Raw genomic sequence first — 24,284 nt, 5'->3', positions numbered from 1 at the left:
CTTGGCCCGACGGGAGGGGCGCCCAGGCCCTCGACTCGCCGCAGACGTCAGTTCGATGGCGTCCCGAGGAGCGCGGCGACGAGCGCGGAGTATGCGGGTCCGTGCGGCTCGCCCACCTCGTCGTGGTCGGCGTCCACCTCGACCAGCTCGATCCACGGGTGCCGCGCCACCAACCCCCGGGCGAGGTCGATCGGCACGATGCCGTCCCGGGTGCCGTGCAGCACCGTGATCGCGGTCGCGGGCCGCCTGTCGAGCAGCCGCATCGGGTCAACCGCGTCCACGTCGATCTCACCGAAGAAGGCTCGAGCGGTGTCGCTGCCCAGCCCACGCCGGACCACCTCGCGTAGATCGCACACGGGAGCCAGCGCGACCACCCGGTCGAGCGGAGCGGCGGTCGCCAGCCACAGCGCCAGGTGACCGGCGGCGGAGTGCCCGACCACGTCGATCCATACCGGTCTCAGCCCGATCTCGCCGAGCAGGCCAGGCAGCGCGGTGATCGCGTTCACGACGTCCTGACCGGTTCTCCGCCAGCTTCCGCCCTCGCCCGGGCCGACCCGCCGGTACCCCGGGCTCGCCACGACGAACCCGTCCCGCGCCAGCGCGCGTGCCAGCGGGCGGACGTGCTCGCGGTGAGCCGGGGTCGTCCAGAAGCCGCTGTACAGCAACACCACCACTCGGGTGGCGTCGCTCGCCGTCGGCACGTGGAGGTCCACCACCCCGTCGGCGTGCGCGGCGTAGTGCAGGGTGAGGTCGGGCAGGTCGGTCGGCTCGGGGTCCGTCGGCACGCGCTGACGCTACCGTGACCGCCCGAACGCGCGGCGTCGGTTCGTCGTCGGCGTACCTGCCAAGCAGGTCGCGCCTGACGTCGACGTCGTCACCACGTCAAGGTGTCCGGTTGCGGCGCCGTGGGGTCCGCCCACCGATCGTTGGGGATGAGGGGATACCAGCCCGGGCGGCCTGGGTCCCGGTCATAGGGGTAGCCGCCGACCTCGCGGTAGTACTCGGCGTAACGCGCGACCTTCTCGTAGTCCAGCCGTACGCCCAGCCCTGGCCCCTCCGGAACGGCGATCGCGCCGTCGACGTACTCGAACGGGCCGCCGACGATGATGTCGTCGACGAGGTGGTGGTAGTGGGCGTCGGCGGCATGGTCGAGGTTGGGCAGGACGGCGCCCAGGTGCAGCATCGTGGCGAGCTGGATGCCGAGTTCCCCTGAGGAGTGGACCGCGACCCCCAGCTGGAAGGTCTCGCACACCGCGGCCGCTTTGACACAGGCCCGGATCCCACCCCAGAAGGTCGTGTCGAGCAGGATCACGTCGACGGCCGGGTTCAGGACGTTCGCGGCGAGCTGCTCGGGGTTGATGACCACCGTGTTGGTGGCGAGCGGCAACCCGAGGCCGCGGAGCTGCCGCAGCCCGTTCAATCCCCACGTCGGGTCCTCGTAGTAGTCGTTCGGCAAGTCCTGGATGGCCTTGCCGAACCGCAGCGCTTCGCTCACCGAGAGAGCGGCGTTGGGGTCGTACCGCAGCAGGTCTCCGTCGGTCGCGGCGGCGAGAGCGCGGTAGCACTCCAGCTCGTAGTCGGGAGGGAAGACGCCACCTTTGAGCTTGTGGACGCGGAAGCCGTACTGCCGCTTCAGTCGCAACGCCTCCGCGACGAGCTGGTCAGGGTCTCGGATCTCCCCCTCGCCGGTGCGCGGGTCGGCGTACCGGAAGAACAGGTACGACGCGAACGGCACGCGGTCACGTAGCCGCCCACCGAGCAGCTCCGACACGGAGACACCGAGGTCTTGGCCCACCAGGTCCAGGCAGGCGAACTCGATGGCCGCGAGGAGCTGAGTGCGGTTGTTGTACAGGCTCGCCGTGGGATTGGCGATCATGAACGGTAGAGCGTTGAGCTGACGTGGGTCGTGTCCGACGAGGTACCGCTTGAGCGCGACGATGGCGGCCTCCGCGCTCTCGCCACCGCCACCCAACTCGCCCAGACCGACGAGTCCGTTGTCGGTCTCGATCTCGACGATCGTGCGAACGAACCGACCCCAGTGCGCCCCGTTGGAGTGCAGCAGTGGAGCCTGGAGGGGAACGGCGACGGTCGTGGCTCGGATGTCGGTGATCTTCATCGGTTCCTACTCGGTGCGACGAACGTGGCAGGAGGACCTGGGACCAAGCAAGGTTGGACTTCCACCGCTTCCTCAGCCGACGGGCTTGAGACTGGACACGAAGAAGCGCTGGAAGGCGAGGAACAGGACGACGGTGGGCACGGAGACGGCCAGTGCGGCGGCGAGGACGACGGGCGGGCCGAGGCTCGCGTAGCCGTCGTTCAGCTCGGCGAGTGCCGCCATGACCGGTCGAATGTTGGGGCTCGTCGACAAGGTGATGCCGAACAGCAGGTCGTTCCACACCCAGGTGAACTGGAAGATGAACGCCGCCAGCAACGACGATCGAGCGAGCGGCAGGTGGATCAGCCAGAACAAGCGGAACCAACCCGCCCCGTCCAGCTGCGCCGCCTCGGTGATCTCGACCGGAACGGTCGTCAGGTAGTTGCGGACGACGAAGAAGGCGAACGGCACACACACCGCCGAGTAGATGAGCACCAGCCCGATCTGCGTGTCGTAGATCTGGACGCCGACGTAGGCCTTGAACAAGGGCGCGAGGAAGATCTGGAGCGGGAGCAGCGTGCCGGTGTAGATGAGCCAGAACCACAGGCCCCGCCGGCGAATCGGCATGACGACGACGGCGAACGACGCCAGCGCCGCGGCGAGCACCGCGATCGCCGCCGACATCGTGGCGTAGAGCAGGCTGTTGGCGATGCCGAGGCCGAGGTCAGCGGACGCCCACGCCTCGGCCAGGTTGTCGACGAAACCGAATCCGACAGGGATCCACACCGGGCTGCCCGTGTACTCCTCGGCAGGTGTCAGCGCGTTGACGACCAGCAAGTACGTCGGGATGAGCCACACGAGGGCGAGGGCGACGAGGACGACGTTGCGCAGGAGCCGAGTCATGGCCAACCTCTAGGGGTGCTTGGGCATCTGCCGGCGAAGGTACGCCCACGACGCGGCGACCACGATCACGGCGAGCACCACCGCCACGGCGGCGCCGAACCCGTAGTCGCTCGTGACGAAGGTCTGGCGGTACATCGTGACCGCGAGGGTCTCCGACACCTGTCCCGGACCGCCTCCCGTCAGCAGCCAGATCAGGTCGAAGACACGCAGGCTGTTGGTGATCGAGATGCCGACGACCACGACGGTCACCGGCCGAAGTTGAGGGAAGACGATGGCGCGGAAGAGCTGGAAGCCGGTGGCGCCGTCGAGGGTGCCGGCCTCGACCGTCTCCGGCGGCACTGTCTGCAGACCGACGAGGAAGAGGATGACCGCCACGCCCACCGCCTGCCAGGTGTTGGCCACGATCATCACGACCGTGTTCGTCGGCCACGACAGCAGCCAGGACGTCTGCAGACTCTCGAGACCGAGGAAGCCCAACGCCTGGTTGAGCGCGCCGTCACTGCGGAGGACGAAGCCCCAGATCACCGCCGTGGCGGTCCCCGAGATGGCGTACGGCAGGACGAACGCGTAACGCACCCAGGACGGCCAACCTGTGGTGTTGGTGAGGACGGCGATGAGCAGCCCGAGCACCACGGGGAGCACGAGCGTGCCGACCGTCCACATGAGCGTGTTGAGCAACGACCGCAGGAACGCCGGGTCGTTGACGAGCGCGACGTAGTTGTCGAGTCCGACGAACCGCGCCGTCCCCACACCGTCGTCGTCGGTGAGGCTCTGGTACACCGTCGCGAGGAAGGGGACGAGGAGCAGCACTCCCACCAGCGTCACTGCTGGAGAGAGGAACAACACGCCAGCTGCCCGGGCCGCTCCGTCCCGGCTCACCGAACGCCGGCGCGGAGCGGGTGCCCGCCCGCCCCGCGCCGACCCGGTCACCGGCTCCGGGTGAACCGTTGTCGGTGCCGGCATCTGCCTACTCCCGGCTCTTCCACTTCGCCCACTCGGCCTCGGCACGCTGCTGCATCTTCGCCAGTGTCGAGTCGATGTTCGCGGGCTTGGGGTCAGCCATGAAGGCGGCCAAGTCCTGAACGTTGCCTTCGATGAGGTCGGGCGGACTGGCCTCCCAGTAGCGCTCCAGCTCGATCGGCTCTAGCTGCTCGACCTGCTCGAGCACCGACGTCAAGACAGGGTTGGCGGTGGTGACCTCGGGGTTGGCGGACAGGTCGTTGAGGTAGCTCACCCAGACCTTCTGGACCGTCGGGTTGAGCCACTCCCCCAACGCCTTCTTGGCCGCCTCCTTGTTCGGTGCCTTCGACGGCACCGCGAAGACGCCGCTCTCGACGATGACCGACGGCTTGGCGCCTTCCTTCACCACCGGCATGATGAACGCGCCGTAGTCGTCCCGGGTCATCCCGTTCTCGACGAAGATCGCGTTCCGCCAGGTGCCCATGGGAACCATGGCGACCTTGCCTTGCTGGAACAGCGCCGGCTCGTTGTCCCACGCGGTGTCCGGCGGGGTGAAGTAGCCCTTGGCGTACATGTCCGCCCAGATCCGCATCGCCTCACGGACGGTCGGGTCGGTGTAGCTGGCCTCACCGTTCATGAGCTGGACGTAGAAGTCCGGGTCCAGCTTGCTGAGGATCTCACCGAACCAGATGAACGACGTCCAGCCGGCCTCCTGGGTGGCGAAGAACGGCGTGACGCCGGCCGCCTTGATCTTCTCAGCGTTGCCGAGCAACTCCTCCCACGTCGTGGGCACCTCGAGGTTTAGGTCCGCGAAGACCTTCTTGTTGTAGTAGAGCACCCAGTACGACTTGTACATGGGCATGCCGTAGACCTTGCCGTCGTAGGAGAAGCTCGGCCGGGTGTCGGGGTTGACCCAGCCGTTCTCCACGGCCTTGTCCCACTGGGCGGTGAGGTCTTCCAGACCCCCAGACTGGGCGAGGTCTTGCAACCGGTACCCGCTCCACCACTTGATGATGTCGGTGGTGCTGCTCGACCGCAGGGACGAACGGATGACCTGTTGGTAGTTCTCCGTGGTGGGAACGTTGCGCGCCTTGATGTCGTAGCCCGTGAGCTTGGCCAGCTCCTTGCCCGCCGCCTCGTAGCCTTCGACGAAGTCAGCTCGGTCCCCATTCAACGTCAGGGTGGTGTTGTCAGTCGCGTCGTTGCCGCCGGTCTCGGTGCCCCGAGCGCATCCGGCCAGCGCGACGGCGCCGGCCAAAGCCGACGCCAGGAAAGTCCGTCGGTACATCATGGTCGTACTCCCCGGGCTCGGAGGTCAGTCCCTCTCCTTCTCACGACGGAGCGTGGCGCTGACGACCGCGAGCACGCCCTCCAGGTGCCGGCGCATCAGGTCGTGTGCCGCCGTGGCGTCCTTGCGAACGAGGGCGTCGTAGATGTCGCGGTGTTCGTTGTGGTCTCGCCAGGGATCGGCGTAGATCTGCCCGATGACGCTCTGCTGCGGCTCGTACAGCTCGACCACCGACTGGAGCGCCTCCGTCAGGACTTGGTTGCCCGCGGCTCGGGCGATCGCGACGTGGAAACGCATGTTCAGTGGGGTGAGGCTCTGCTCGTCGGCGGCCTCGATCGCCTGACGGGCCTCGTCGAGAAGGCCTCCAATGGCGGCCAGCTGCTCGTGGGTCGCGCGTTCGGCGGCACGTCGGGCGAGCTCGGGCTCGATGAGCAGTCGGGTGTCGAGCACATCGAGCGTCGTCTGGTCGCCCAGCTCGGTCCGCGCCGGGTTGGCGATGACCAAGCGGCGACTGTCACCGGTCACGAAGATGCCGGACCCGTGCCGGAAGGTGATGGTGCCGGCTGCCTCCAACCGTCTCGCCGCCTCCCGCAACGTCGGCGTGGCGACACCGAAGTGCGCCGCCAGGGCCGACATCGACGGCAGCCGGTCGCCGATCTGGTAGCCCCCCTCCTCGATGAGCGCCACCAGACCGGCGGTGAGCTCGTCCAGCAGGGTGCGCCGCGTCAGGCGTGCCCGCCCCTTGCCTTCCTTCACGTCACACGGTCCTTCGATGGTCACGCGAGTCGACGTGATGACCATCGCGTCATCTAGTCATCTAATGACTTGTTGACGCGCCATGATGGTGGACCGGCTGACCGCCGTCAAGAGATTGCCGGCACGACGGCACGCCGCGGCGGACCAGGCAGTCGAGGCAGCCGGCACCAGTTCACTGCGACGGCTTCACTGCACCGACTTCACTGCGGCAGCTTCCCGGCGACGTCGTGGTGGGCGAGGCGCCGCACCGGTGAACTGGGATGGCTCGGCCGACGACGACGCCGCGCCGCACTTATGGGACGTCGCGGCGGACGGTGAGCGTGGCAGCCAGAACCAGGAACAGGAGCAGGTAACCGCCGAGCAGGAGCGTCGCCATCCCGCCGTCCCACACCGTGAGGACACCGGGCGTCCCGTCCGGCTCACCGGCGGCCGCCGCGCCCAGCGCTCCGGCGAGCGAACCGGCCGCCGTCCCCGGCAGGAGGTCGCTCACCCTCGCGACCGCGTCGAGGGCACCACCGACCCCACGCAGCAGGTTCTCGACGACCAGAACCCACACCAGGCCGAGTCCGGTGGCCAGCGGCCCGCGGGTGAGAGTCCCGAGCAGCACGCCCGCGGCCAGCCACATGCCCGTGATGAGCAACGCCGAGCCGAACGCCTCGAGAACGTCGATGACGCCGGGCCAGGTCACCGGTTGCGACTCCGCCCAGGCGACCGCGAGCGCGGCCACAAGGTCGAGCGCGAGCGTCCCGAGGACGAGACCCATCAGGACGACACCGAGCGCGCCCAGCGTCCCGCCCCAGACCGTGAGCCGCCGCGGGCCCGTGGTGAACACGGTCTTCCACGTACCCCACGTGTAGCCGTTCCCCACCGCGAGAGCGCCAAAGATCAGGACGAGCGCACCCCCGAACATCGGCAGCCCTTGGACGAGCACGGTCGGCGCCTGCTCGGGCAGCAGGGACGCGAGCAGCTCAGCCGCCCGTCCGGATGCCTCGGCGCGCGGACCTTCGACCTCCCGTCGGTAGACGAGGTAGTCGAACAGGTAGCCGAACGCCAGGCTGAGGGCGAACCAGGTCCCCAGGATGATCCAGGTGGCCGGCCACTTCGACAACCGGAGCAGCTCGGCCCGGACGCTCGCGATCATGGCGTGACCTCCTCGGGTGTCGTCAGCTCGAAGAAGATGTGCTCCAGCGTCCGCTCCACCGGCCGGACCTCCGTCACGTCGACGTCGGCGCGCACGAGGGCGCGGACGAGGTTCGGGGCGGCGGCCGGGTCCACGCCGAGCCGTAGCGCACCGTCGACCCGGGCGACGTTCGCGCCGCCGACCATCCGGCTCGCTACCTCCGCCGCCCGCGACAGCGGCTCGGCGCGCACGAGGAGGCCGGCGGTCTCGCGCAGCTCGGCGAGCGTCCGCTCCGCCAGCAGCCGGCCGCGGGAGATGACCCCCACGCGGTCGCAGACCTGCTGCACCTCACCCAGCAGGTGGCTGGAGAGCAGGACGGTCTGCCCGGCGTCGGCGAGGGCACGGATGAGCTCGCGCATGTCCGCCATCCCCGCCGGGTCCAGGCCGTTGGTGGGCTCGTCGAGGATCAGCAACCGCGGGTTGCCGAGCAGCGCCGCGGCCACCCCCAGCCGCTGCTTCATGCCCAGGGAGTACGACCGGAAGGGTTCTGACGCCCGGTCGGTGAGGTCGACCTGCTCGAGCGCCGCCTCCACGGCCACGTCGTCGAGCCGGGCGTGGCGGGCGAGCACCCGCAAGTTGTCCCGGCCGGACAGGTAGGGGAAGAAGCCGGGACTCTCGACCAGGGCGCCCACCCCCGCCAACGCGGCGGGCGAGCCCGGAGGATGGCCCAGCACCGACGCCCGGCCGCTGGTCGGACGGACCAGGCCGAGCAGCATGCGCAGCATCGTCGTCTTGCCCGCGCCGTTGGGTCCGAGGAAGCCGTACACCTCCCTAGGTCGGACCGCCATGCTCACCGCGTCCACGGCGAGCCGGTCCCCATACCGCCTCGTCAGGCGGTCGGTCTCCAGGATGTGTTCGCTCATGGCTGGCGAGCCTCGCAGCCCGAGGCGTCGCGAGTCGTCCTCCGGCGAGCGACATGTGAGCTACGCCGAGCCGCGTAGGCGACGTACGTCGTCGCGCTGACGACCGGCCGGGCCCTGCCGACCTAGCATCGACGCATGCCGCCCGCCGAACCGCGCCGTCTCCTCTTGTGGGTCGACCTCGTGGTCGCGGCGCTCGTGTCGGCCATCGGCATCGTCGGGTCCGGCCCGGCCGCGTTGAACCAGGGCCTGCCGTGGCCCGACCCTCCGGCGTACGGCCTCGTCCTCGCCGCCTGCGTCCCCCTGGCGCTCCGGCGCCGCCACCCCCTGCCGGTCCTCGCGGTCACCGGCCTTGCCATCCTGACCTACCTGGGGCTTGGTTACGCCTTTGGTCCGATCCTCTTCGCGGGCGTCCTCGCGGTGTACGCCGTGGCCTCACGGTGCCCGCCACGCACGGCGCTGTCGGCAGTCACCGCGTTGCTCGCGGGAGCCGCGGTCGTGGCGGGGGTACGGAGCGTCATGGCCGCCGACACCGCGTGGGACCACCTCCTCAGCAGCACCGCTGCCTGGGTCGTCGTTCCCGCGGCGGTCGGCGTGACGGTGCGGGCCCGGCACGAGTTCGAGGCCGGCGTCCGAGAGGAGCAGGTGCGCCGGGTGCTGTCCGAGGAACGGCTGGCGATCGCCCAGGAGGTTCACGACGTCGTCGGCCATGGGCTGGCGGTGATCGCGATGCAAGCCGGTGTCGCCCTGCACGTCCTCGACCGGGATCCCGCCAAGGCCAGGGAGTCGCTGGAGGCGATCCGGTCGACGAGCAAGGAGGCGCTGGACGGGCTGCGGTCGGAGCTGGACGCCCTGCGCGGCCACGCCGACGCCGCGCGCCGGCCCACGGTTGGGCTGGCCGACGTCCCCGCACTCGTGGAGCGGATGCGGTCCACCGGGTTGCCGGTCACACTCGACCTGGACCCGTCGGTCGTACCCGACCCGGCGTCCACGGGTACCCGCTCCTCCGAGCGCACGGGCTCCTCCGAGCGCACGGGCTCCCCCGGGCGCACGGACTCCCACGGCGCGGGGGCCCACCACGTTCGTCTCCCGACGTCCGTCGACCTGGCGGCGTACCGGATCGTCCAGGAGTCCTTGACGAACGTGCTCCGCCACGCGGGACCGCAGGCCACGGCGCACGTGCGGGTGCGACGGACGGCGGACGAGCTGCTCGTCGAGATCAGCGACACCGGCCGTGGCGAGACGGTCCATTCCGGCCGTGGCGAGACGGCCCGCCCGGGTCGCGGACACGGCATCGAAGGGATGCGGCGGCGGGCCGAGGCTCTGGGAGGCACGCTGGAGGCCGGACCGCGGCCGGGCGGCGGCTATGTGGTCCGCGCCCACCTCCCACTGAAAGGACCGACGGCATGATCCGCGTCGTGGTGGTCGACGACCAGGCCCTCGTGCGGATGGGGCTGCACACGTTGCTCGACGCCGAGGACGACATGGAGCTGGTCGGTGAGGCGGCCGACGGCCAGGAGGCGGTCGAGCTGATTCGCCGCACCGTGCCCGACGTCGTCCTCATGGACATCCGGATGCCCGGGCTCGACGGGTTGGAGGCGCTCCGACGGATCGTGGCCGAGCCGGCGCTGGCGGGTGTCCGAGTCATCATGCTCACGACGTTCGAGCTCGACGAGTACGTCTTCGAGGCGCTCCGGTTGGGCGCGAGCGGCTTCCTGCTCAAGGATGCTGAGCCGACCGAGCTGCTGCGAGCGATCCGCGTCGTGGCCGAGGGAGGATCGCTGCTCTCCCCGTCGGTGACCCGCCGGGTCATCGAGGAGTTCGCCGCGCGTCGTCCGGCCGCCGCGGCGCCGCACCCGGACATCGGCCGCCTGACCGAACGCGAGCGGGAGATCCTCAGCTGGGTCGCCACCGGCCGTTCCAACGACGAGATCGCGGCGGAGCTGGTGGTGAGCCCGGCGACGGTGCGCACCCACGTCAGCCGCGCCATGGTGAAGCTCGGCGCCCGCGACCGTGCCCAGCTCGTCGTCTTCGCCGTCCAGTCCGGCTTGACATGTCCCGACTGAGACGACCGGATCCGCAGCGACCGCGTGTGGCCGCGCCGACCGTGTGCGACCCAGGCGTGTCACTCCACGTCCGCGGGCGTCACAGCGCGGCGGTGACTCCTGGACGGCGCACGCTACTCCACGTCTGCGGGCGCGCCCCCGGTGATGCGAACCAGCTCGTCGAAGGAGGTGGGGAAGACGGTGTGCGGGTGGCCCGCCGCGGCCCAGACCACCTCATGCTTCTTGAGCCAGACGTCGACCAAGGTGCGGATCGGCGCCGGGTGCCCCACTGGTGCCACGCCGCCGATCGGCTGTCCGGTCGCCTCACGGACAAACTCCGGACTCGCCCGTCGAACCTTCCGCGCCCCGATCGTGCGCGCGACGAGGTCGACGTCGACCCGGTGCGCACCACTGGTGAGGACGAGCAGCGGGGCGCCGTCGGCGTCGAACACGAGGCTGTTGGCGATCGCGGCCACCTCGCAGCCGAGCTGCGCCGCCGCGGCCGCCGCCGTCGGAGCAGGCTCGGGGAGGACGATGACCTCGCCCTTCGCGCCGAGCCGCCGCAGCTCGTCGGCGACCCGCTGCGCGTTCGGGTGGAGCTTGTCCGACATGGGGCTCACTCTACTCACGGAGTGACACCAGGCCTGTCGGCCTGCCTACCCGGCACCCGGTCAGGAGGCGAGGCCTTCGCTCGCTGCCCCATCGCGCTTGTACGGCATCGAAGACGCGTCGACCTCCGACACCGATGAGATCGCTCACGTCCAGTCGGGCCTTGGACGCGAGCAGGTCGTCGCGGGCCTGTGGGTCGAGCGCAGCTGAGTGTCGAAGGACACTGTCCGAAGTGGTCCCATTTCACCCTTGATGCGAGGTTTGAACGATGGCAGGGTGAGCACAACTCGTAGTGCTGCACGTGCAGTTCGTGACGTCGATCTCGGTCCGAACCACGAAGGAGCTGGGATGGATGCGGTGGCAGCGGCGGCGGAGCGGTGGCTGACCGAGCGACGGGCAACCGGTCACCACCACGCGACCGCGCTCGAGCAACGTCTCCTTCGCGAGGGATACCGGGTCGAGTCGTTCGAGGAGGCTGGCCGGGGCTGGGCAGTCAAGGTCTACGACCCTCGCGACGCGCGACTCTGGATGACCCTCTGGTGCGTCATCGCGGACGGACGTGCGGCATGGGAGTGGGTCTCCACCCTCCCTCGTCTCCCCGCCGACGACCTCGACGGCGTTCTGTCGTTCATCCAGCGCTGGATCGGAGCGGCGTAAGCACACGCTTTCCTGCGGGGTGGTGACCACCCTGACCGCACACCACGAGTTCGTTTCGTCTGACAGAAGGGGTCACGATGCGCAACTGGCGGAAGTCGAGTTACAGCTGCGCCAACGGGTCGTGTGTCGAGGTCGGCACTGATGGCACCCACGTTGGCGTCCGTGACACGAAGCTCGGTGAGGCGTCGCCGGTGCTCGTGTTCAGCATGGCCGCGTGGCGTGAGTTCCTGGCCGCCGTGACAGCCGACAAGCTGTAACCGAGAAGCTGTCAATCGTCAGACCAACGCCCGCCCTCCTCGACAGCGCGGTCGGAGGGCGGGCGTTCGCGCCTGATGAGCGCGCGGCATCACAGCTCTTCCCTTTTTTGTCGTGTCTTTCGTCGTGCCTTCGTCTCGGACCTGACATCGCGAGGTTGACGGCCGGGTCAGCTCAACAGGTCGCGCAGATGTGGAACCAACAGGCGGTCGGGCCGCAACCAGTCGAGCGCGGCGACCTCCTCCTTGGCGACCCACCGCACGGTCCGGTGCTCCCTGGGGATCGGGTCGATGCCGTCCTGGACGAGGGTCGCAGCGTAGACCCGCAGGATGGCACCCGCCTCCGGCAAGGGGACGTCCGGGCCGACCCGGCCACCGACCCGAACCTGGACCCCCAGCTCCTCCACGCACTCGCGCACGAGCGCGTCGACCTCGGTCTCGCCGGGCTCCACCCGCCCACCGGGAAGCTCCCATTGGCCGGCGAGGTGGTCGGGGTATGCCCGCTGCTGGGCGAGCAGACGCCCGCCTCGGACGATGGCCGCCCCCACCACGACTGGACGCGACAACGCCTCCACCACGAGCCCCAGGTCTACACCACCCGGCCTCGCCCGCACGGCAGCACCCACCTGCGGATGAATCTCCACGTGCAGCCCGATGACGACCCTCGGGACAGGTCGACGCGGGCGCCGCGCTCGACCCTTGCGCCACACGCACCCGGACATACCGCGACAGCACCCGTCACAGGAAGGTCGCGCTCCACCGAACCCTGTCCTCGCGCCCACCGCGTGCGCCAGAAGCCGCGTCAGGATGAAGGTGACAGGAGCCACGGCGCCGACCGACGAGGGAGGGCCACATGAGCGGTCCTGACGCGCCTGACCCAGGCCCGGACATCCCAGAGCCGGACTTCCGCCCACCCGAGGACGGCGGACCCGACCTGCCCGACTCCGAGATCCCCGAGACGCCGGAGACACAGACACCAGGTACTGACGACCTAGGACCGGACATCATTCTGGAGCCGGACATCGACCAGGCCATCGACCAGATGGACGTTCACGAGGGCGAAGAGCTCTACACCGACGAGCTGCTACCGGAGTCGGAGTCGGTGGAGTGGGAGCCGCCAGACGAGCCGAGCCCACTCAGCCGAGAGGAGAGCGGCTCTCAAGAAGACCTTGACGACCCGGCGTTTCGGGACTCGGCAACCGAAAGCCTTGACGAAGGAGACCTGGGCGAGGCGTACACCGACGAGGAGAACGAGGACGAGGAGCTCGGGAACGAGGTGCTCGAACCGGACGACCGGGACGTGGACGACGCCTGAGTCGGGGTGGCTGGCCAGCGACGGTCAAACGATTGACCAAACACGGTCTCCTTGTTACCCAGAGGTCCCCACCGCGGCGCGACCCCCCGAATGGAGGTGAGCCATGCCCCGATCGCGTCCTCACCACGTCACCAGGAGGGACCTCCTGCTCGCCAGCGGCCTCGCCCTCATGGCCAGCGGTGCCATGACCGGCTGCGAGCTCCTCTCGACCGAGCCCGCGGGGAGGCCATCGTCACGCGCGCCACGCGGTCCCAAAGGCAAAGAAGCCCCCATGCTGGCCGCCAAGGTCAAGGCCGGCGAGCTGCCCCCAGTCGAGGAGCGAGTGCCCAAGGACCCCTACGTCGTCCAGCCCAACGAGACGGTCGGCGTCTACGGCGGCGCACTGCGTCTTCGTCTCCCCGGCGATGCCTACAGCAACGCCGCAGCCATCTACTCCACCGCCGGCTACGAGCACTTGGTCCGCTGGGACGTGGAGTTCAAGGAGATCATCCCGAACCTAGCCCGAGAGTACCGGGCCAGCGCCGACAGCACCGAGTACACGTTCGTGCTACGCGAGGGCATCCGGTGGTCCGACGGAGAGCCGTTCACGGCCGAGGACATCGTCTTCGCCGTCGAGGACGTCATGATGAACGAGGAGCTCCACCCGTCACCACCGTTCGGGAGGATGCGTGCCGAGGCACCCGACGAGCACACGGTGGTCCTCACCTTCGCCGAACCATACGGACTCTTCCTCCACTACCTCGCCACCCGCCAAGGCTCCTGGTTCACCGACTACCCGAAGCACTACCTGTCGCGCTTCCACCCCCGCTACAACCCTGACCACGCGACGGCGGCTCGGGAGGCCGGCTTCGACGAGTGGACGGCCGTCTTTCACGACATCAGCAGCTCCTGGAGCTTCGGGCGGACGGTCGGCAAGCCGACACTCAACCCGTGGCTGCTTACCACCGCCTCGGACAACGCCACCCGCGTGGTCCTCGAACGCAACCCGTACTACTGGAAGGTTGACCCCGAAGGGAGCCAACTGCCCTACGTCGACCGCCTCGACTACGAGGTCATCAAGGAGGACGAAGCGGCGCTGCTCAAGATCCTCAACGGCGAGATTGACTGGGCCACTCACCAGCTGAAGGACAAGCCCGTCGTAGCCCGGAACCGTGAACGCGGCGACTATCGGCTGTTCGACGTCGTTCCGGAGGCCATGAACGTCGTGTGCATCTACCCCAACCTCACCCACGAGGACCCGGTCAAGCGGCAGATTCTGTCGAACAAAAACGTCCGCATCGGCTTGTCGCACGCCATCAACCGCCAAGAGATCATTGACGCGGTGTTCCAGCGCCAAGGTCAAGCCTGGCAGGTCGCACCCCGCCGCGAGTCGACGTTCTTCGACGAGGAGATGGCCACGCAGTACGTCGAGTACGACGTCGACCGGGCGAACGAGTTCCTCGATCGCGCCTTCCCCGACAAGGACAGGGACGGCATCCGGCTGGGTCCGGACGGCAAGCCCATCTCCCTGATCATCGACGTCGCCAACATCATCCCCACGTGGCCGGACATCATGAACCTGGTCGCTCGGTACTGGCGTGCCGTCGGCATCGACGCCAGGCTCAACACGGCCAATCCGGAGCTGATCGTCGAACGCGGCCAGGCCAACAAGCACGACGTGTCGGTCTGGGCGGGCGAGGGCGGCCTGGACGCCGTCATCCTGCTCAATCCCTACAACTACCTACCGCTTCTCAACCCCTACTCCTACTTCGCCGTGCGGTGGGTCGAGTGGTACCAGAGCGACGGAAAGGAGGGAGAGACCCCACCCCCTCCGGTACGCAGGCAGATGGAGCTGTACGACCAGGTGCGCGCCACGGCCGATCCCGACACCCAGGTCCGGTTGATGAAGGAGGTCCTGCGGATCGCCAAGGAGCAGTTCCACGCGATCGGCATCAGCATTCTGCAGGACGAATACGGCACGGTGACGAACCGAATCGGAAACTGGCCGAAGTTCACGACGCAGGGCGCCTGGGTCTACTGCCCGGTCGCTCCGACGAACCCCTGCCAGTACTTCATCAAGGACTAGGTCGCGACACACCGTTGACAGCGGGTGCCCTGTGCGACGTACGGTTGTTTCGATTACGCAAAGCGGCGTCCGCACCTCGAGTGTGTGTCTAACCTCCGAATCGTCGGAGGAAGCCCCACTCACTTCGGATCGCCACGGTGGGGTCGCTCGGGCGCCTGGCCTCCGCACCCTCCGCGCACCCGAGCGACCCACCCGCCGTTTCCCCGACCGTCGAGCGGAGAAACCGCCAAGGACGCGTTGCGCTCTTGTGTCATGCACGAGCCCTCCGGACTGGCCCGCGGCGCCCGCTCGCGTGCCCCTTGGTCCGTACGCGTCCGGTGTCAGTCAGCCGGCCCGGGACGTGGCTTTCGGTCTGTCAGCGCGCCACCTCGAACACCCCATGCGCGCCGCGTTCCGCGTCAACCATCACGTGGGAGACGAACGGATAGTGGCCGGGCTCGGGGAAGATCAGCTCGACGAAGCCGCCCTGCGCTGGCGCGAGCGCCAGGCTCTGGCTTCCTCCGTCGCTCGGCGAGCGCAGCAGGTAGGCACCCTCGGCGTAGACCGTGTCGAACTGCCCGCCGACGACGTGGAACGACGTCGCCCGGTTCGGACCGGCGTCGAGGACCCACACGCGGACTCTCTCGCCCGCTCGGACGCGCAGCGGCCGCGCGTCGTACTGGTTGACGTAGCCGTTGAAGACGACCGCGTCCGGGCGCTCCGCGCGCAGCTTCGCCACGTCCACCTCACCGCCGGGCGGGCCGAGGTAGAGCTCGGACTGGACGAGCAGGAAGCTCCGGTCGACCGGAGGGAGGTCGTCCGGCTCGATGACGACCGCCCCGAAGAGTCCGTTCGCGATGTGGGCGGACATCGGCATGGTCGCGCAGTGATACATCCACACCCCGGCCTTCGTCGCCCGGAACCGGTAGACGAGGGACTCCCCAGGCGGGATCGTCCGCATGGGCTTGTCGGGCGCGAGCGAGCCGGCGTGGAAGTCGATCGAGTGCCCGATCGTGCCATCGTTGACGAGCGTGATCTCGAAGACGTCTCCCACCTTTCCGTGCAGGACGGGCCCCGGCATCCGGCCGTTGAAGGTCCACAGCCGCTGGGTGACTCCCGGCGCCACCTCGCGCTCGATCTCGCGGACCCGGAACGTGTGCCGGTGGACCCGTCGCTCGCTCACCGCCGGCAGCACCGGGTCGTACGGCACGAAGTCACGTCCGGGGCGAGCGGTGAAGTCCAGTCGCTCCGCGGCGTCCTCGACGTGCGTGGACGAACCGGTCGTCGACGTGCCGTGATGATCGCCGTGAACTGGAGCCCCCGGGTCGTCGGTCACTCGAATGCGCAGCACCATGCCCATCTGCCGGTGCCCCAGGACGGAGCACCAGCCGTCGATGCTCCGCTCGACCACGCCGACGTCGAGCCGGGTCGACTCTCCGGGCGACAGCCGACCACTGTCCTGCCCCGTGTCGAGGACCAGGTCGTGGACGGTGTCGTCGTCGGCGTTGACGAGCCGAATCACCAGCCGGTCGCCGGCCGCGACCTTGAGGGTGGACGGCGAGAAGCGCATGTCTCTCGCCACCACGGTGGCGGTGACGGTCCGCCCGGTGGCGGGGACCTGGCTCCGGTCCTCCGTCGCCGAGCGCGCCGTGGCGACAGCCCCGGGGTCGACCGCGACACCAGCCGCGACCGCGAGGACGACCGCGGCGAGCCCGGCCACGGCCAGTCCCGACGCCGACCGTCGCGGTTCCTCAAGGCGCGCCCGCGCCGACGCGGCCTCGCCCGGCGCGGTCGCCTCCACCGGCGTGTCGGACACGTGCCGCCGCACCTGACGCGACCGTCGGATCGCGACGACCAGCAGCGGGAGGAACGCCGCCATCCCGCCGAAGGCGAGCATGGAGCACAGCACACGCACCACGCTGGGCACTGGGAGGACCGCCACCAGCAAACCGGCGTTGACGAGCACGACGCGGAACGCGGCGGCGCGGTCGAGCGCGCTCGTCGCCGCGCGCACCGCGCCCGGCCCGCCACCCAGGGCGACCGGCACAAGGTACGACAGCGCGCCGAGCAGCACCTGGGCCCCGAAGCCAGCCGACAGGAGCGGGGTGAGCGCGCTGAACCGATCGTCGACCACTCGCCACGAGGGCGATGCCACCACCGTGACCGCGAGCGAGGCGAGGGAGCAGACGAGCCACACCATGCCCGCGAGAACCGACCACGTGGCGTACGAGGACGGCGGCTTTCCCCGAGCGGCCTTCACCATCGGAAGGGCGACCACGCCCAGCCCGGCGAGGTAGCCGGCGAGGCCGAGCGCGACGAGCACCCGGGTCCCGACGACCGCGCCACCCGCCGCGACGAGGACGCTTCCCGCGAGCAGCGGGAGCGCTCGCCTCGTCGCCTGTTCTGCGCCGTCCGGCAGACGGGTCCGCAACATCGTCGGCCACAACGTGAGCAGCGTGCCGACCACGGTGAGGCCGACCCAGCCCAGGAGGTTCACCATGGCGTGCGCGAGCTTCACCCGCTCGTGCCACAGGTCAGGCAACCCCCGGGCCAGGAGGGTTCCCAGCAGCGCGCCGACCGGGAGGAAGCAAGCGGCCGTCACGTAGGACCGCACGGTGACGTCGAACCGCGACGGCAGAGCTTTGCGGAGCGCGACGACGAGCGCGGCGCCGTGCCAGAGCACGGCGGTGACGACGGCGGTGGCGCCGGCGACGGTGAGCGGCCAGCGCTCGGTCACGACCCCGAGGACGACGAGGACCGCGCCGGCGTTGAGCGACCCGAGCCGGATCGACTCAGCCGTGCGGTCGGCCGACACCGTCCGCAGGAGAGTCTCGGCGAAGTGCCGGCTCCACACCAGGATCGCGTGGCTCACCGCGCCGAGGAGAAGGAGATGGACCATGAGCCATCTCGGCGCCGGCAGGAACGGGTGCGCGACGACGACCACGACGAGCGCCCCGAGCCAACCGACGACGGGGAGGTCGCGCAGCGGCCGGAAGCCTCGGGCCGGCCCCGGCTGGCGGCTTGGGTGGCTCATCGCGCGCTCCTCTTCGACTGACTCGACTGGCTGGTGGTCACGGCCGACCAGGCCATGAGGACGGCGAACGCGAGCACCGCGACGATGTTGAGCGCACCCCCGACCCGCCACGCCGCGGTCACGTGGAGCGCGTCGCCCACCCACAGCCGCAGGACGAGGGAGAGGTGCAGCAGCGCGGCGGGCGCCGCGAGCACTGGGTGAAACGTCAGCGGTATCCGGAGCACAGCCGGAAGAACCATCGGTGCGTGCGCCATGATCATCGAGATCGTGAAGCCCAGGAACACCGCGTGCACCACCGCGTCGTACCGCTCGCCGTCGAAGACCGGCCCGCCGACCAGCCAGCTGACCGCGGCGACCGCCAGCCAGGCGTAGGCCTCCAGCACACACCCCGCCGTGAACCTCGCGAGCCCGTGGCCACGTAGCGTCCGGCGGGCGACGTCGTGGCTGGCGAGCCAACCAGTGAGGCCGAGAACCGCGAGCCCGAGGGCGGGATAGCCGACGCGGGGCCAGAGCAGTGCCGCGACGGTCGCGACGGTCACCGCGCCGGAGGCGAGCAGGACGCCGCGTTCGGTGCTCGCCGGGACGGCGATGCGGGCGAGCTCCACCCGTTCGGCGGCGACGGTGAGGACGACGAAGCCGGCGAGCCACGGGATGAGGTGGGGAACGGGCACACCACCCAGCCACAGCGTGGCCGCGCCGGCGGCGAGCACGGCACCCAGGATCTGGACGAGGACGACGTCCCCGCGTTGCCGCCGCCAAAGCGGGACATAGACGGCGACGAGCGCCAGCGTGCCGAGCAGCAGCGCCGTGCCGCCGAGCGTGCCAGGGAGCGGCGTGACGAGCGCCACCGCACCCAGTCCGAGGAGGCCGGGCGCGACGAATCCTGGTGCGGCTCTGAGCGCCACGGCGCGCTCGAGGGCGACGACGCAGCCCACGAAGCCGAGGACGAGCAGCACGCCATGGACGTCACGCAGACGCGCGGCGGTCACTGGCGCCGGGAGGTCGAGGAGCAGGAGAGCGGCGTCCAGGCCGGCGAGTAGCGCGACCGCTCCCGGCAGGGCGAGGAGCGCGGACGCTCGCGAGGACCTCCGCTGAGGTCGAGCCGCGTTCGCCCGCCTCACGGTGTCGGCGGTGTCGATTCGCGGCGCGCTGGTCATGGTTCGTCCCGATCGGCTCGGACCCGACGTGATGGGAGCGGAAGGTCGAGCCGGCAGGCACCGGGCTCGGAGAACGGTTGGAGGTCGGAGCCCGTGGGGTCGCCGCCGTACTCCTCGATCGCCCCTCGGACGATGCCGAGGTGGACGCCGCACACGACGTCCGGGTAACGCTTGGCGGTGTCGAGCAGCGGGCAGCGGGTGAGCCGGACGACACCGCGACGGTCGTCGGTCTCCGGCGCGAAGCCGAGCTGCCGGAACAGCTCCACGACTCGGCGTACTGCGGCGGCCTGACGCTCCGCTCCCCGCCTCCTTCGATCGACGGCCGGTCGCTTCTTGGCCAACTCGCGGCCCCACGTCGTGCCAGCGCGGATCGCGTCGTCGCGCGGCGAGGTGCTGGTGCGCTGGATCACGGTGGCGAGGGCGGCCGCGAGCCCGCCATAGGTGGACTCCGGTTCGTCCGGGCCGTCCACTGCTTCGTAGAGCCAGGCGGGCCGGCCACGCCCGCTCGGCTCGGCCCGCCGACGCTCGACCAGGCCCACCTCGATCAGCGCGTCGATGTGCTCACGGAGCGTGTTGACATGCAGGCCCGTCGCGTCAGAGAGGTCGGCGAGCGTGATCGGTCCAGGCTGACGGCGGAGCGCCGCGAGGACCGTGGCACGAGCCGGCGACAGCGCTGGCCTTGGCCGAGTCGGCAGTGGCCCATAGCCCGCTCGTGGTGCTCCTGTCGGCGAGCGATTTTTCACGGCTATGAGTGTAATAAAATCGTCGGCGTCAGGCTCCGCGGAGCAGCGTCTCGTGAAGGACCTCACATGAACCACGTCGTTCTCGCCTCGGACCAGGCCGACGCGCGTGCCGCCGCCCAGGTCGAGGAGCACCATCGACACCTCGCGGCCGCCTTGTCGGCTTTGACGGACACGCTCGTCCGCGCGGCCGCGCGCGGCCAGGAGACCGAAGCGCACGCAGCCATGGACGAGCTGGTCGCCTGGTCGCGCCAGGAGCTCCTCCCGCACGCCGTCGCCGAGGAGAAGGCCCTCTATCCCGTCGCCCACGCCAAGACCGAAGGCCGGCTCCTCGTCGAAGGGATGCTCGGCGAGCACAAGGTCATCGCGAGCCTGGTCGACGCGGTCGCCACCGCCACCAGTCCGGTGCACGCGGCCACGGCGGCCGCGGCTTTGCGCGTCACCGTCGAGAACCACCTGACCAAGGAGAACGAGCTGCTCGTGCCGTTGCTCGTCGGCGACCCCGACGTCTCCCTCGCGGAGCTGCTTCAGGGCATGCACGAGCTCATCGGCGGACACGAGCACCCCGAACCGGAGGACTCCAGCGACCCGAGTCGCGACAACGGCGAGCGTCCGGACGCCCACGACGACCAGCCGGCCGCGGCACGTTCGACCGCCCACCGCTGCGCCTGCGGCGAGCATGACGAACTCGACGATCCTGAGCTCGACACGCGGGTCATCCCTCACGCGCTCCGCCACGCGGCCGTCTTCGGCGCGCTCGACGCCGTCCGACCCGGCCGCGGCATGGTCCTCGTCGCGTCCCACGACCCGAAGCCCCTGCTCGCCCAGCTGGAGCAGCGACAGCCAGACACCTTCGACGTGGAGTACGTGACCCGCGGGCCGGACGTGTGGCGCCTGAGGTTCGTCCGCCGGACCGGGTGAGACCTCGATCAGCGAGGACACTCACACGCCGGGGGCACTGTCGACGGCGTGGCGGCCCGATGAGTTTCGGCCGCGGGACCCGTCGTGTAGTCGACGCCGCCTGACAGGAGGTCGACCGTGCCCGCCGACCCAACCGAGCGGTCCGAGGCTCACGCCGGGAAACCGGCGCTCGTCATGGTCCTCGACGAGCCGCTCGACCTGCCCGCGCTGTGCGCGCACCTTCGTCGCCGGCTCGTGGAGACCGACGCCGTCCAGGTGATCTGTGACGTCCGGAGGCTCACCCATCCGTCGACCACGACCCTCGACGCCCTGGCACGGCTCCAGCTCACCGCCCGTCGTCTCGGTTGCCGACTGTGGCTCCACCACCCCCACCCACGGCTGCGGGCGCTCCTCGAGCTGGCCGGACTGTCGGAGGTCATCCCGTCGAAGCCCCCGTGACCGAGGGAGCGGACTCGGGTCAGGCGCCCTCCTCCAGGCGAAGCGGCAGACCGAACAACGGGAACAGGGACGCCGTGTCGAGGAACGAGGTGATGCCGCTGATGCGGCCGTCCACGATCTCGATGACCTGGAGCGCCCACGCCCGGTGCCCACCGGCAGGATCGCGGCGGTACTGCCCGAACGCCGGCGTGCCGTTGGCCGTGACGGGAACGAGGCGAGAGCCTCGGCACCCGTGCCCCGGACCGAGCATCCAAGCGCGCACCTGGTCGATGCCGCGCAGCCACAGTGCGAACGGCGGCATGGACAGCGTCGCGTCCTCATGCAGCAACGCGGCGAGCGCGTCCATGTCGTAGCGCTCGAACGCGTCGAGGTAGCGCGCCAGCAGCGCGCGCTGCTCCTCGTCGAGCGGCTTGGCCACCTCGGTGGCGGCTGGGTCGTAGGAGGCCAGGGTGGCCCGAGCCCGCTGCAAGGCGCTGCTGACGGAGGCCACCGTCGTGCCCAAGAGCTCGGCGACCTCGCTCGCCTGCCAGGCCAGGACCTCACGCAGGATGAGCACCGCCCGCTGCTTGGGCGGGAGCTGTTGCAGAGCGGCGACGAACGCGAGGCGAACGCTCTCCCTGCCCACCGCCACCTCGGCCGGGTCACCGTCCTCCGGCACCACCCTCCCGTCCGGGATCGGCGTGATCCACGTCGCCTCCGGCAGCGCGTCACCCAGCGGCGTGTCGGCCGTGGCCGACGAGGTGAGGTCCATGGGACGGGCGCGACGCTGGCTCCCGGAGGTCATGTCCAAACACACGTTCGTGGCGATGCGGTACAGCCACGACCGTAGCGACGCGCGACCCTCGAAGCGGTCGAGGTTCCGCCAGGCGCGGACCATCGTCTCCTGGACAGCGTCCTCCGCCTCGAACGCCGACCCGAGCATGCGGTAGCAGTAACCGGTCAGCTCACGCCGGTAGCCCTCGAGCTCCCGCGTAGCCTCGGCCGCGTCACCAGCGGGCGCGGTTCGGCTCGGGTCGTCGGTGACAAGATCGCTCATCACGGCTCTCCCTGCGTCGACTGGCTTTGACGCTACAGCAGGACACCCCCAACGTCCGAGGCGTGAGCGTGACGGACGCTTTGGGTGGTTTTGGACGCCACGTCAATGACCAGTCGGACGGCCGATGAGTTTCGGTCGCGCGCGTCGTCTGTACACGCGGATGGCGTCGAGCGTGGCGGCCATCCGAGCCACTGTGGACACGATGACGAAAGGCGACGACCCCCGTGTCGACCACGATCTTCGTAAACCTGCCGGTCAAGGACCTGGAGCGGTCGAAGCGGTTCTGGACCAAGCTCGGCTACTCGTTCGACCCCGTGTTCACCGACGACAACGCCGCCTGCCTGGTGATCAGCGAGCACATCTACGCCATGCTGCTCGTGGAGCCCTTCTTCAAGAACTTCACGAGCAAGAGCATCGCGGACACCGCGACCACCACGGAGGCGATCCTGGCGCTCGGCGTCGAGAGCCGGGACCGGGTCGACGAGCTCGTCGACGCCGCCTTCGCCGCGGGCGCGTCGCCGTCGGGCGACGCGATGGACGAGGGGCCGATGTACCTGCGCAGGTTCGCCGACCCCGATGGCCACCTGTGGGAAGTCTTCTACATGGACCAGTCGGCGATCCCGTCCTCGTGAGCCGCGCCTCCACGGTGCACGAACGGTGCGCACCCGGAAGGGGCCGGGGCGACGGACCCACCGCCGTCCGGCTCCTGCCGGCGCACGCGAGGCTGCCTCGTCCGGCTGAGCGCAGGGCGGCGACCACGACGCTCGCACCGCGATTGGCCTTCCTCCGCGATGGTCTGCCTACCGAGGAGTCAGTACGGTGCCCTTCGCAGGCGCCGACCCGCCTCCCGAACCGTCGTCACCGCGCAGGTGGAGGGTGGACATGGAGCGAACCCGTGCCGGCGGGCGCCCCACCATCGCCGACGTCGCCCGGCTTGCGGGCGTCTCGGTCTCGTTGGTCAGCCTCGCGCTGAACAACCGCGAGGGCGTCTCACCCACCACCAAGGCGCGCATCTTGGCCGTCGCGGACCAGGTGGGCTACCACGCCGACCCGCAGGCCCGCGCGCTGCGCCGAGGATCCAGTGAGGCGTTGGGGCTGGTCGTCCGAAACCTCTCCAACCCCTACTTCCTCGACGTCATCACCGGTGCCCAGGAAGCCGCGGCCCGGCACGGCCGGACCGTCCTGGTCGCCGACGCCGACTACTCCCCTAAGCGCGAGCAGGACCACCTGCGCCGCCTGGCGGCGCAACGGGTCGAGGGTCTCGCGATCGCCCCGGTGGGCACCGGCCGTTCGGTCCGGCTCTGGCGTGAGCTCCGGCCCGGCTCACCCGTTGTCGTGCTCAACGCCACGGCCCGCGCCGCCGATGCGGTGGCCCGGGTGGGTCCGGACAATCAGCGGGCTGTCGAGCTGGCGGTCCGCCACCTGGCGGAGCTCGGCCACGAGGAGATCGCCTTCCTCACCGCGCCGCGCCGGGTCATGGCCGACCACGACCGGCTCATCGCCTTCTACGCCGAGTGCGCGGCGCTGGGCATCAAGCCTCGGCCGGTCGAGACACCGCTCAACCTGGTGGCGGTCCACCGCCGTGTCCTCGCCTTGCTCGATGAGCGGCCGCCGACCGCGATCATCACGAACTCCGACTACACCGCCCACGCGGTCTACAAGGCCGCTCGCGACCGCGGTCTCCGCGTGGGCAGGGACCTGTCGGTCGTGGGGCATGACGACCTGCCGACGTCGGAGCTGCTCGACCGGCCGTTGACCAGCGTGCGCGTCGACGCCCGGGCGATCGGACGCGCGCTCGTGCGCGCGTTGCTGAACCACGAGACCGCGACCGACCACCGAGAGCCGGTCGAGCTCATCGTCCGGGAGTCGACCTGTCCGCCCAGGGGACGTCGCCGATCCCGACGCGCGGCACGTGGCAGGGGTCCCCTTCCGTTCCGTACGGCGTCGAACCGCTCGACCCGCAACCGCGCCTAGGACCAGCGGTCGAGGCAG

At 70.0% G+C, this 24,284-nt stretch carries 24 protein-coding genes; 10 read left to right on the top strand and 14 right to left on the bottom strand.

The features are described 5' to 3' along the window. Positions 1 to 47: 47 nt before the first annotated feature. The 8 genes from DFJ64_RS11840 to DFJ64_RS11805 all read right to left on the bottom strand — a co-directional run bounded on the left by DFJ64_RS11840 (position 48) and on the right by DFJ64_RS11805 (position 8,045). Positions 48 to 785: an alpha/beta hydrolase family protein gene (locus DFJ64_RS11840; protein ID WP_115850503.1), complete on the bottom strand. Its 738-nt coding sequence runs from the start codon at positions 783 to 785 to the stop codon at positions 48 to 50. 89 nt (positions 786 to 874) lie between these two features. Further along, a complete protein-coding gene (locus DFJ64_RS11835; RefSeq protein ID WP_115850502.1) occupies positions 875 to 2,116 on the bottom strand; it encodes an enolase C-terminal domain-like protein in 1,242 nt (413 codons plus the stop codon). 72 nt (positions 2,117 to 2,188) lie between these two features. After that, a complete protein-coding gene (locus tag DFJ64_RS11830) occupies positions 2,189 to 2,998 on the bottom strand; it encodes a carbohydrate ABC transporter permease (RefSeq protein WP_115850501.1) in 810 nt (269 codons plus the stop codon). Between the two features lie 9 nt (positions 2,999 to 3,007). Continuing rightward, positions 3,008 to 3,961 carry a carbohydrate ABC transporter permease gene (locus DFJ64_RS11825; protein WP_115850500.1) on the bottom strand — a complete coding sequence of 318 codons (954 nt, stop codon included), beginning with the start codon at positions 3,959 to 3,961 and terminating at the stop codon, positions 3,008 to 3,010. A gap of 4 nt (positions 3,962 to 3,965) precedes the next feature. Then, entirely contained in the window at positions 3,966 to 5,249 is a 1,284-nt protein-coding gene (locus tag DFJ64_RS11820; protein WP_115850499.1) for an ABC transporter substrate-binding protein, read from the bottom strand. A gap of 24 nt (positions 5,250 to 5,273) precedes the next feature. Next, the gene (locus DFJ64_RS11815) at positions 5,274 to 6,002 is read right to left on the bottom strand and encodes a FadR/GntR family transcriptional regulator (RefSeq protein ID WP_170152593.1); all 729 of its coding nucleotides are present in this window, start codon (positions 6,000 to 6,002) and stop codon (positions 5,274 to 5,276) included. A 292-nt stretch (positions 6,003 to 6,294) separates the two neighbouring features. After that, the gene (locus tag DFJ64_RS11810; protein WP_115850497.1) at positions 6,295 to 7,143 is read right to left on the bottom strand and encodes an ABC transporter permease; all 849 of its coding nucleotides are present in this window, start codon (positions 7,141 to 7,143) and stop codon (positions 6,295 to 6,297) included. Beyond that, positions 7,140 to 8,045: an ABC transporter ATP-binding protein gene (locus DFJ64_RS11805; RefSeq protein ID WP_115850496.1), complete on the bottom strand. Its 906-nt coding sequence runs from the start codon at positions 8,043 to 8,045 to the stop codon at positions 7,140 to 7,142. Before DFJ64_RS11805 ends, DFJ64_RS11810 begins: the two co-directional genes overlap by 4 nt. A gap of 135 nt (positions 8,046 to 8,180) precedes the next feature. Between DFJ64_RS11805 and DFJ64_RS11800 the strand changes: the two genes are divergently transcribed. Together DFJ64_RS11800 and DFJ64_RS11795 are read left to right on the top strand one after the other, a co-directional pair. Further along, positions 8,181 to 9,452 carry a sensor histidine kinase gene (locus DFJ64_RS11800; protein ID WP_115850495.1) on the top strand — a complete coding sequence of 424 codons (1,272 nt, stop codon included), beginning with the start codon at positions 8,181 to 8,183 and terminating at the stop codon, positions 9,450 to 9,452. Then, entirely contained in the window at positions 9,449 to 10,108 is a 660-nt protein-coding gene (locus DFJ64_RS11795; protein ID WP_115850494.1) for a response regulator, read from the top strand. The genes DFJ64_RS11800 and DFJ64_RS11795 overlap by 4 nt, the downstream gene beginning before the upstream one ends. A gap of 113 nt (positions 10,109 to 10,221) precedes the next feature. Here the strand turns inward: DFJ64_RS11795 and DFJ64_RS11790 are convergent, their stop codons facing one another. Beyond that, positions 10,222 to 10,698 carry a YbaK/EbsC family protein gene (locus DFJ64_RS11790; protein WP_115850493.1) on the bottom strand — a complete coding sequence of 159 codons (477 nt, stop codon included), beginning with the start codon at positions 10,696 to 10,698 and terminating at the stop codon, positions 10,222 to 10,224. A gap of 346 nt (positions 10,699 to 11,044) precedes the next feature. Between DFJ64_RS11790 and DFJ64_RS11785 the strand changes: the two genes are divergently transcribed. Both DFJ64_RS11785 and DFJ64_RS11780 read left to right on the top strand, forming a co-directional pair. Continuing rightward, positions 11,045 to 11,353 (top strand): hypothetical protein, encoded by a 309-nt coding sequence (locus DFJ64_RS11785; RefSeq protein WP_147304681.1) that lies wholly within the window; start codon positions 11,045 to 11,047, stop codon positions 11,351 to 11,353. A 77-nt stretch (positions 11,354 to 11,430) separates the two neighbouring features. Continuing rightward, positions 11,431 to 11,610 (top strand): DUF397 domain-containing protein, encoded by a 180-nt coding sequence (locus DFJ64_RS11780; RefSeq protein WP_115850491.1) that lies wholly within the window; start codon positions 11,431 to 11,433, stop codon positions 11,608 to 11,610. A gap of 167 nt (positions 11,611 to 11,777) precedes the next feature. Here DFJ64_RS11780 and DFJ64_RS11775 read toward each other — a convergent pair whose 3' ends face one another. After that, complete coding sequence (locus tag DFJ64_RS11775; protein ID WP_245941087.1) at positions 11,778 to 12,221, bottom strand: (deoxy)nucleoside triphosphate pyrophosphohydrolase; 444 nt, start codon at positions 12,219 to 12,221, stop codon at positions 11,778 to 11,780. A 239-nt stretch (positions 12,222 to 12,460) separates the two neighbouring features. Here DFJ64_RS11775 and DFJ64_RS11770 point away from each other — a divergent pair, with 239 nt between their 5' ends. Together DFJ64_RS11770 and DFJ64_RS11765 are read left to right on the top strand one after the other, a co-directional pair. Then, on the top strand, positions 12,461 to 12,922 hold the full coding sequence (locus tag DFJ64_RS11770; RefSeq protein ID WP_115850489.1) for a hypothetical protein: 462 nt from the start codon (positions 12,461 to 12,463) through the stop codon (positions 12,920 to 12,922). Positions 12,923 to 13,025: 103 nt separating this feature from the next. Beyond that, positions 13,026 to 14,987 (top strand): ABC transporter substrate-binding protein, encoded by a 1,962-nt coding sequence (locus DFJ64_RS11765; protein WP_115850488.1) that lies wholly within the window; start codon positions 13,026 to 13,028, stop codon positions 14,985 to 14,987. Between the two features lie 355 nt (positions 14,988 to 15,342). Here DFJ64_RS11765 and DFJ64_RS11760 read toward each other — a convergent pair whose 3' ends face one another. Genes DFJ64_RS11760 through DFJ64_RS11750 form a run of 3 tightly spaced genes read right to left on the bottom strand, consistent with a single transcriptional unit; the run spans position 15,343 to position 19,900 of the window. After that, complete coding sequence (locus DFJ64_RS11760; RefSeq protein WP_115850487.1) at positions 15,343 to 18,000, bottom strand: multicopper oxidase domain-containing protein; 2,658 nt, start codon at positions 17,998 to 18,000, stop codon at positions 15,343 to 15,345. After that, positions 17,997 to 19,157: a hypothetical protein gene (locus DFJ64_RS11755; RefSeq protein WP_211310587.1), complete on the bottom strand. Its 1,161-nt coding sequence runs from the start codon at positions 19,155 to 19,157 to the stop codon at positions 17,997 to 17,999. The genes DFJ64_RS11760 and DFJ64_RS11755 overlap by 4 nt, the downstream gene beginning before the upstream one ends. Beyond that, entirely contained in the window at positions 19,154 to 19,900 is a 747-nt protein-coding gene (locus tag DFJ64_RS11750) for a helix-turn-helix transcriptional regulator (protein ID WP_245941086.1), read from the bottom strand. Before DFJ64_RS11750 ends, DFJ64_RS11755 begins: the two co-directional genes overlap by 4 nt. A 66-nt stretch (positions 19,901 to 19,966) precedes the next feature. Here DFJ64_RS11750 and DFJ64_RS11745 point away from each other — a divergent pair, with 66 nt between their 5' ends. Beyond that, on the top strand, positions 19,967 to 20,818 hold the full coding sequence (locus tag DFJ64_RS11745) for a DUF2249 domain-containing protein (RefSeq protein ID WP_115850486.1): 852 nt from the start codon (positions 19,967 to 19,969) through the stop codon (positions 20,816 to 20,818). 117 nt (positions 20,819 to 20,935) lie between these two features. Further along, positions 20,936 to 21,256, top strand: a complete 321-nt coding sequence (locus DFJ64_RS11740) for an STAS domain-containing protein (RefSeq protein WP_211310586.1) — start codon at positions 20,936 to 20,938, stop codon at positions 21,254 to 21,256. 19 nt (positions 21,257 to 21,275) lie between these two features. Here DFJ64_RS11740 and DFJ64_RS11735 read toward each other — a convergent pair whose 3' ends face one another. Continuing rightward, positions 21,276 to 22,292: a sigma-70 family RNA polymerase sigma factor gene (locus DFJ64_RS11735; RefSeq protein ID WP_115850485.1), complete on the bottom strand. Its 1,017-nt coding sequence runs from the start codon at positions 22,290 to 22,292 to the stop codon at positions 21,276 to 21,278. A gap of 224 nt (positions 22,293 to 22,516) precedes the next feature. Between DFJ64_RS11735 and DFJ64_RS11730 the strand changes: the two genes are divergently transcribed. After that, positions 22,517 to 22,924, top strand: coding sequence for a VOC family protein (locus DFJ64_RS11730; protein WP_115850484.1), 408 nt, complete (start codon positions 22,517 to 22,519; stop codon positions 22,922 to 22,924). A 250-nt stretch (positions 22,925 to 23,174) separates the two neighbouring features. Further along, entirely contained in the window at positions 23,175 to 24,266 is a 1,092-nt protein-coding gene (locus DFJ64_RS11725) for a LacI family DNA-binding transcriptional regulator (protein ID WP_115850483.1), read from the top strand. The last annotated feature ends 18 nt before the right edge of the window (positions 24,267 to 24,284 follow it).

This window comes from Thermasporomyces composti, from assembly GCF_003386795.1.
In the GTDB taxonomy this organism is placed as follows: domain Bacteria; phylum Actinomycetota; class Actinomycetes; order Propionibacteriales; family Actinopolymorphaceae; genus Thermasporomyces; species Thermasporomyces composti.
The sequence above is the reverse complement of the archived record's forward strand: the minus strand, read 5'-3'. Positions and strand labels throughout refer to the sequence as shown.

Coding starts and splice junctions, on each gene's coding strand:
- DFJ64_RS11835 (WP_115850502.1), bottom strand. CDS start 2,116: ATGAAGATCACCGACATCCGAGCCACGACCGTCGCCGTTCCCCTCCAG.
- DFJ64_RS11830 (WP_115850501.1), bottom strand. CDS start 2,998: ATGACTCGGCTCCTGCGCAACGTCGTCCTCGTCGCCCTCGCCCTCGTG.
- DFJ64_RS11825 (WP_115850500.1), bottom strand. CDS start 3,961: ATGCCGGCACCGACAACGGTTCACCCGGAGCCGGTGACCGGGTCGGCG.
- DFJ64_RS11820 (WP_115850499.1), bottom strand. CDS start 5,249: ATGATGTACCGACGGACTTTCCTGGCGTCGGCTTTGGCCGGCGCCGTC.
- DFJ64_RS11810 (WP_115850497.1), bottom strand. CDS start 7,143: ATGATCGCGAGCGTCCGGGCCGAGCTGCTCCGGTTGTCGAAGTGGCCG.
- DFJ64_RS11805 (WP_115850496.1), bottom strand. CDS start 8,045: ATGAGCGAACACATCCTGGAGACCGACCGCCTGACGAGGCGGTATGGG.
- DFJ64_RS11800 (WP_115850495.1), top strand. CDS start 8,181: ATGCCGCCCGCCGAACCGCGCCGTCTCCTCTTGTGGGTCGACCTCGTG.
- DFJ64_RS11795 (WP_115850494.1), top strand. CDS start 9,449: ATGATCCGCGTCGTGGTGGTCGACGACCAGGCCCTCGTGCGGATGGGG.
- DFJ64_RS11790 (WP_115850493.1), bottom strand. CDS start 10,698: ATGTCGGACAAGCTCCACCCGAACGCGCAGCGGGTCGCCGACGAGCTG.
- DFJ64_RS11785 (WP_147304681.1), top strand. CDS start 11,045: ATGGATGCGGTGGCAGCGGCGGCGGAGCGGTGGCTGACCGAGCGACGG.
- DFJ64_RS11780 (WP_115850491.1), top strand. CDS start 11,431: ATGCGCAACTGGCGGAAGTCGAGTTACAGCTGCGCCAACGGGTCGTGT.
- DFJ64_RS11770 (WP_115850489.1), top strand. CDS start 12,461: ATGAGCGGTCCTGACGCGCCTGACCCAGGCCCGGACATCCCAGAGCCG.
- DFJ64_RS11765 (WP_115850488.1), top strand. CDS start 13,026: ATGCCCCGATCGCGTCCTCACCACGTCACCAGGAGGGACCTCCTGCTC.
- DFJ64_RS11760 (WP_115850487.1), bottom strand. CDS start 18,000: ATGAGCCACCCAAGCCGCCAGCCGGGGCCGGCCCGAGGCTTCCGGCCG.
- DFJ64_RS11755 (WP_211310587.1), bottom strand. CDS start 19,157: ATGACCAGCGCGCCGCGAATCGACACCGCCGACACCGTGAGGCGGGCG.
- DFJ64_RS11745 (WP_115850486.1), top strand. CDS start 19,967: ATGAACCACGTCGTTCTCGCCTCGGACCAGGCCGACGCGCGTGCCGCC.
- DFJ64_RS11735 (WP_115850485.1), bottom strand. CDS start 22,292: ATGAGCGATCTTGTCACCGACGACCCGAGCCGAACCGCGCCCGCTGGT.
- DFJ64_RS11725 (WP_115850483.1), top strand. CDS start 23,175: ATGGAGCGAACCCGTGCCGGCGGGCGCCCCACCATCGCCGACGTCGCC.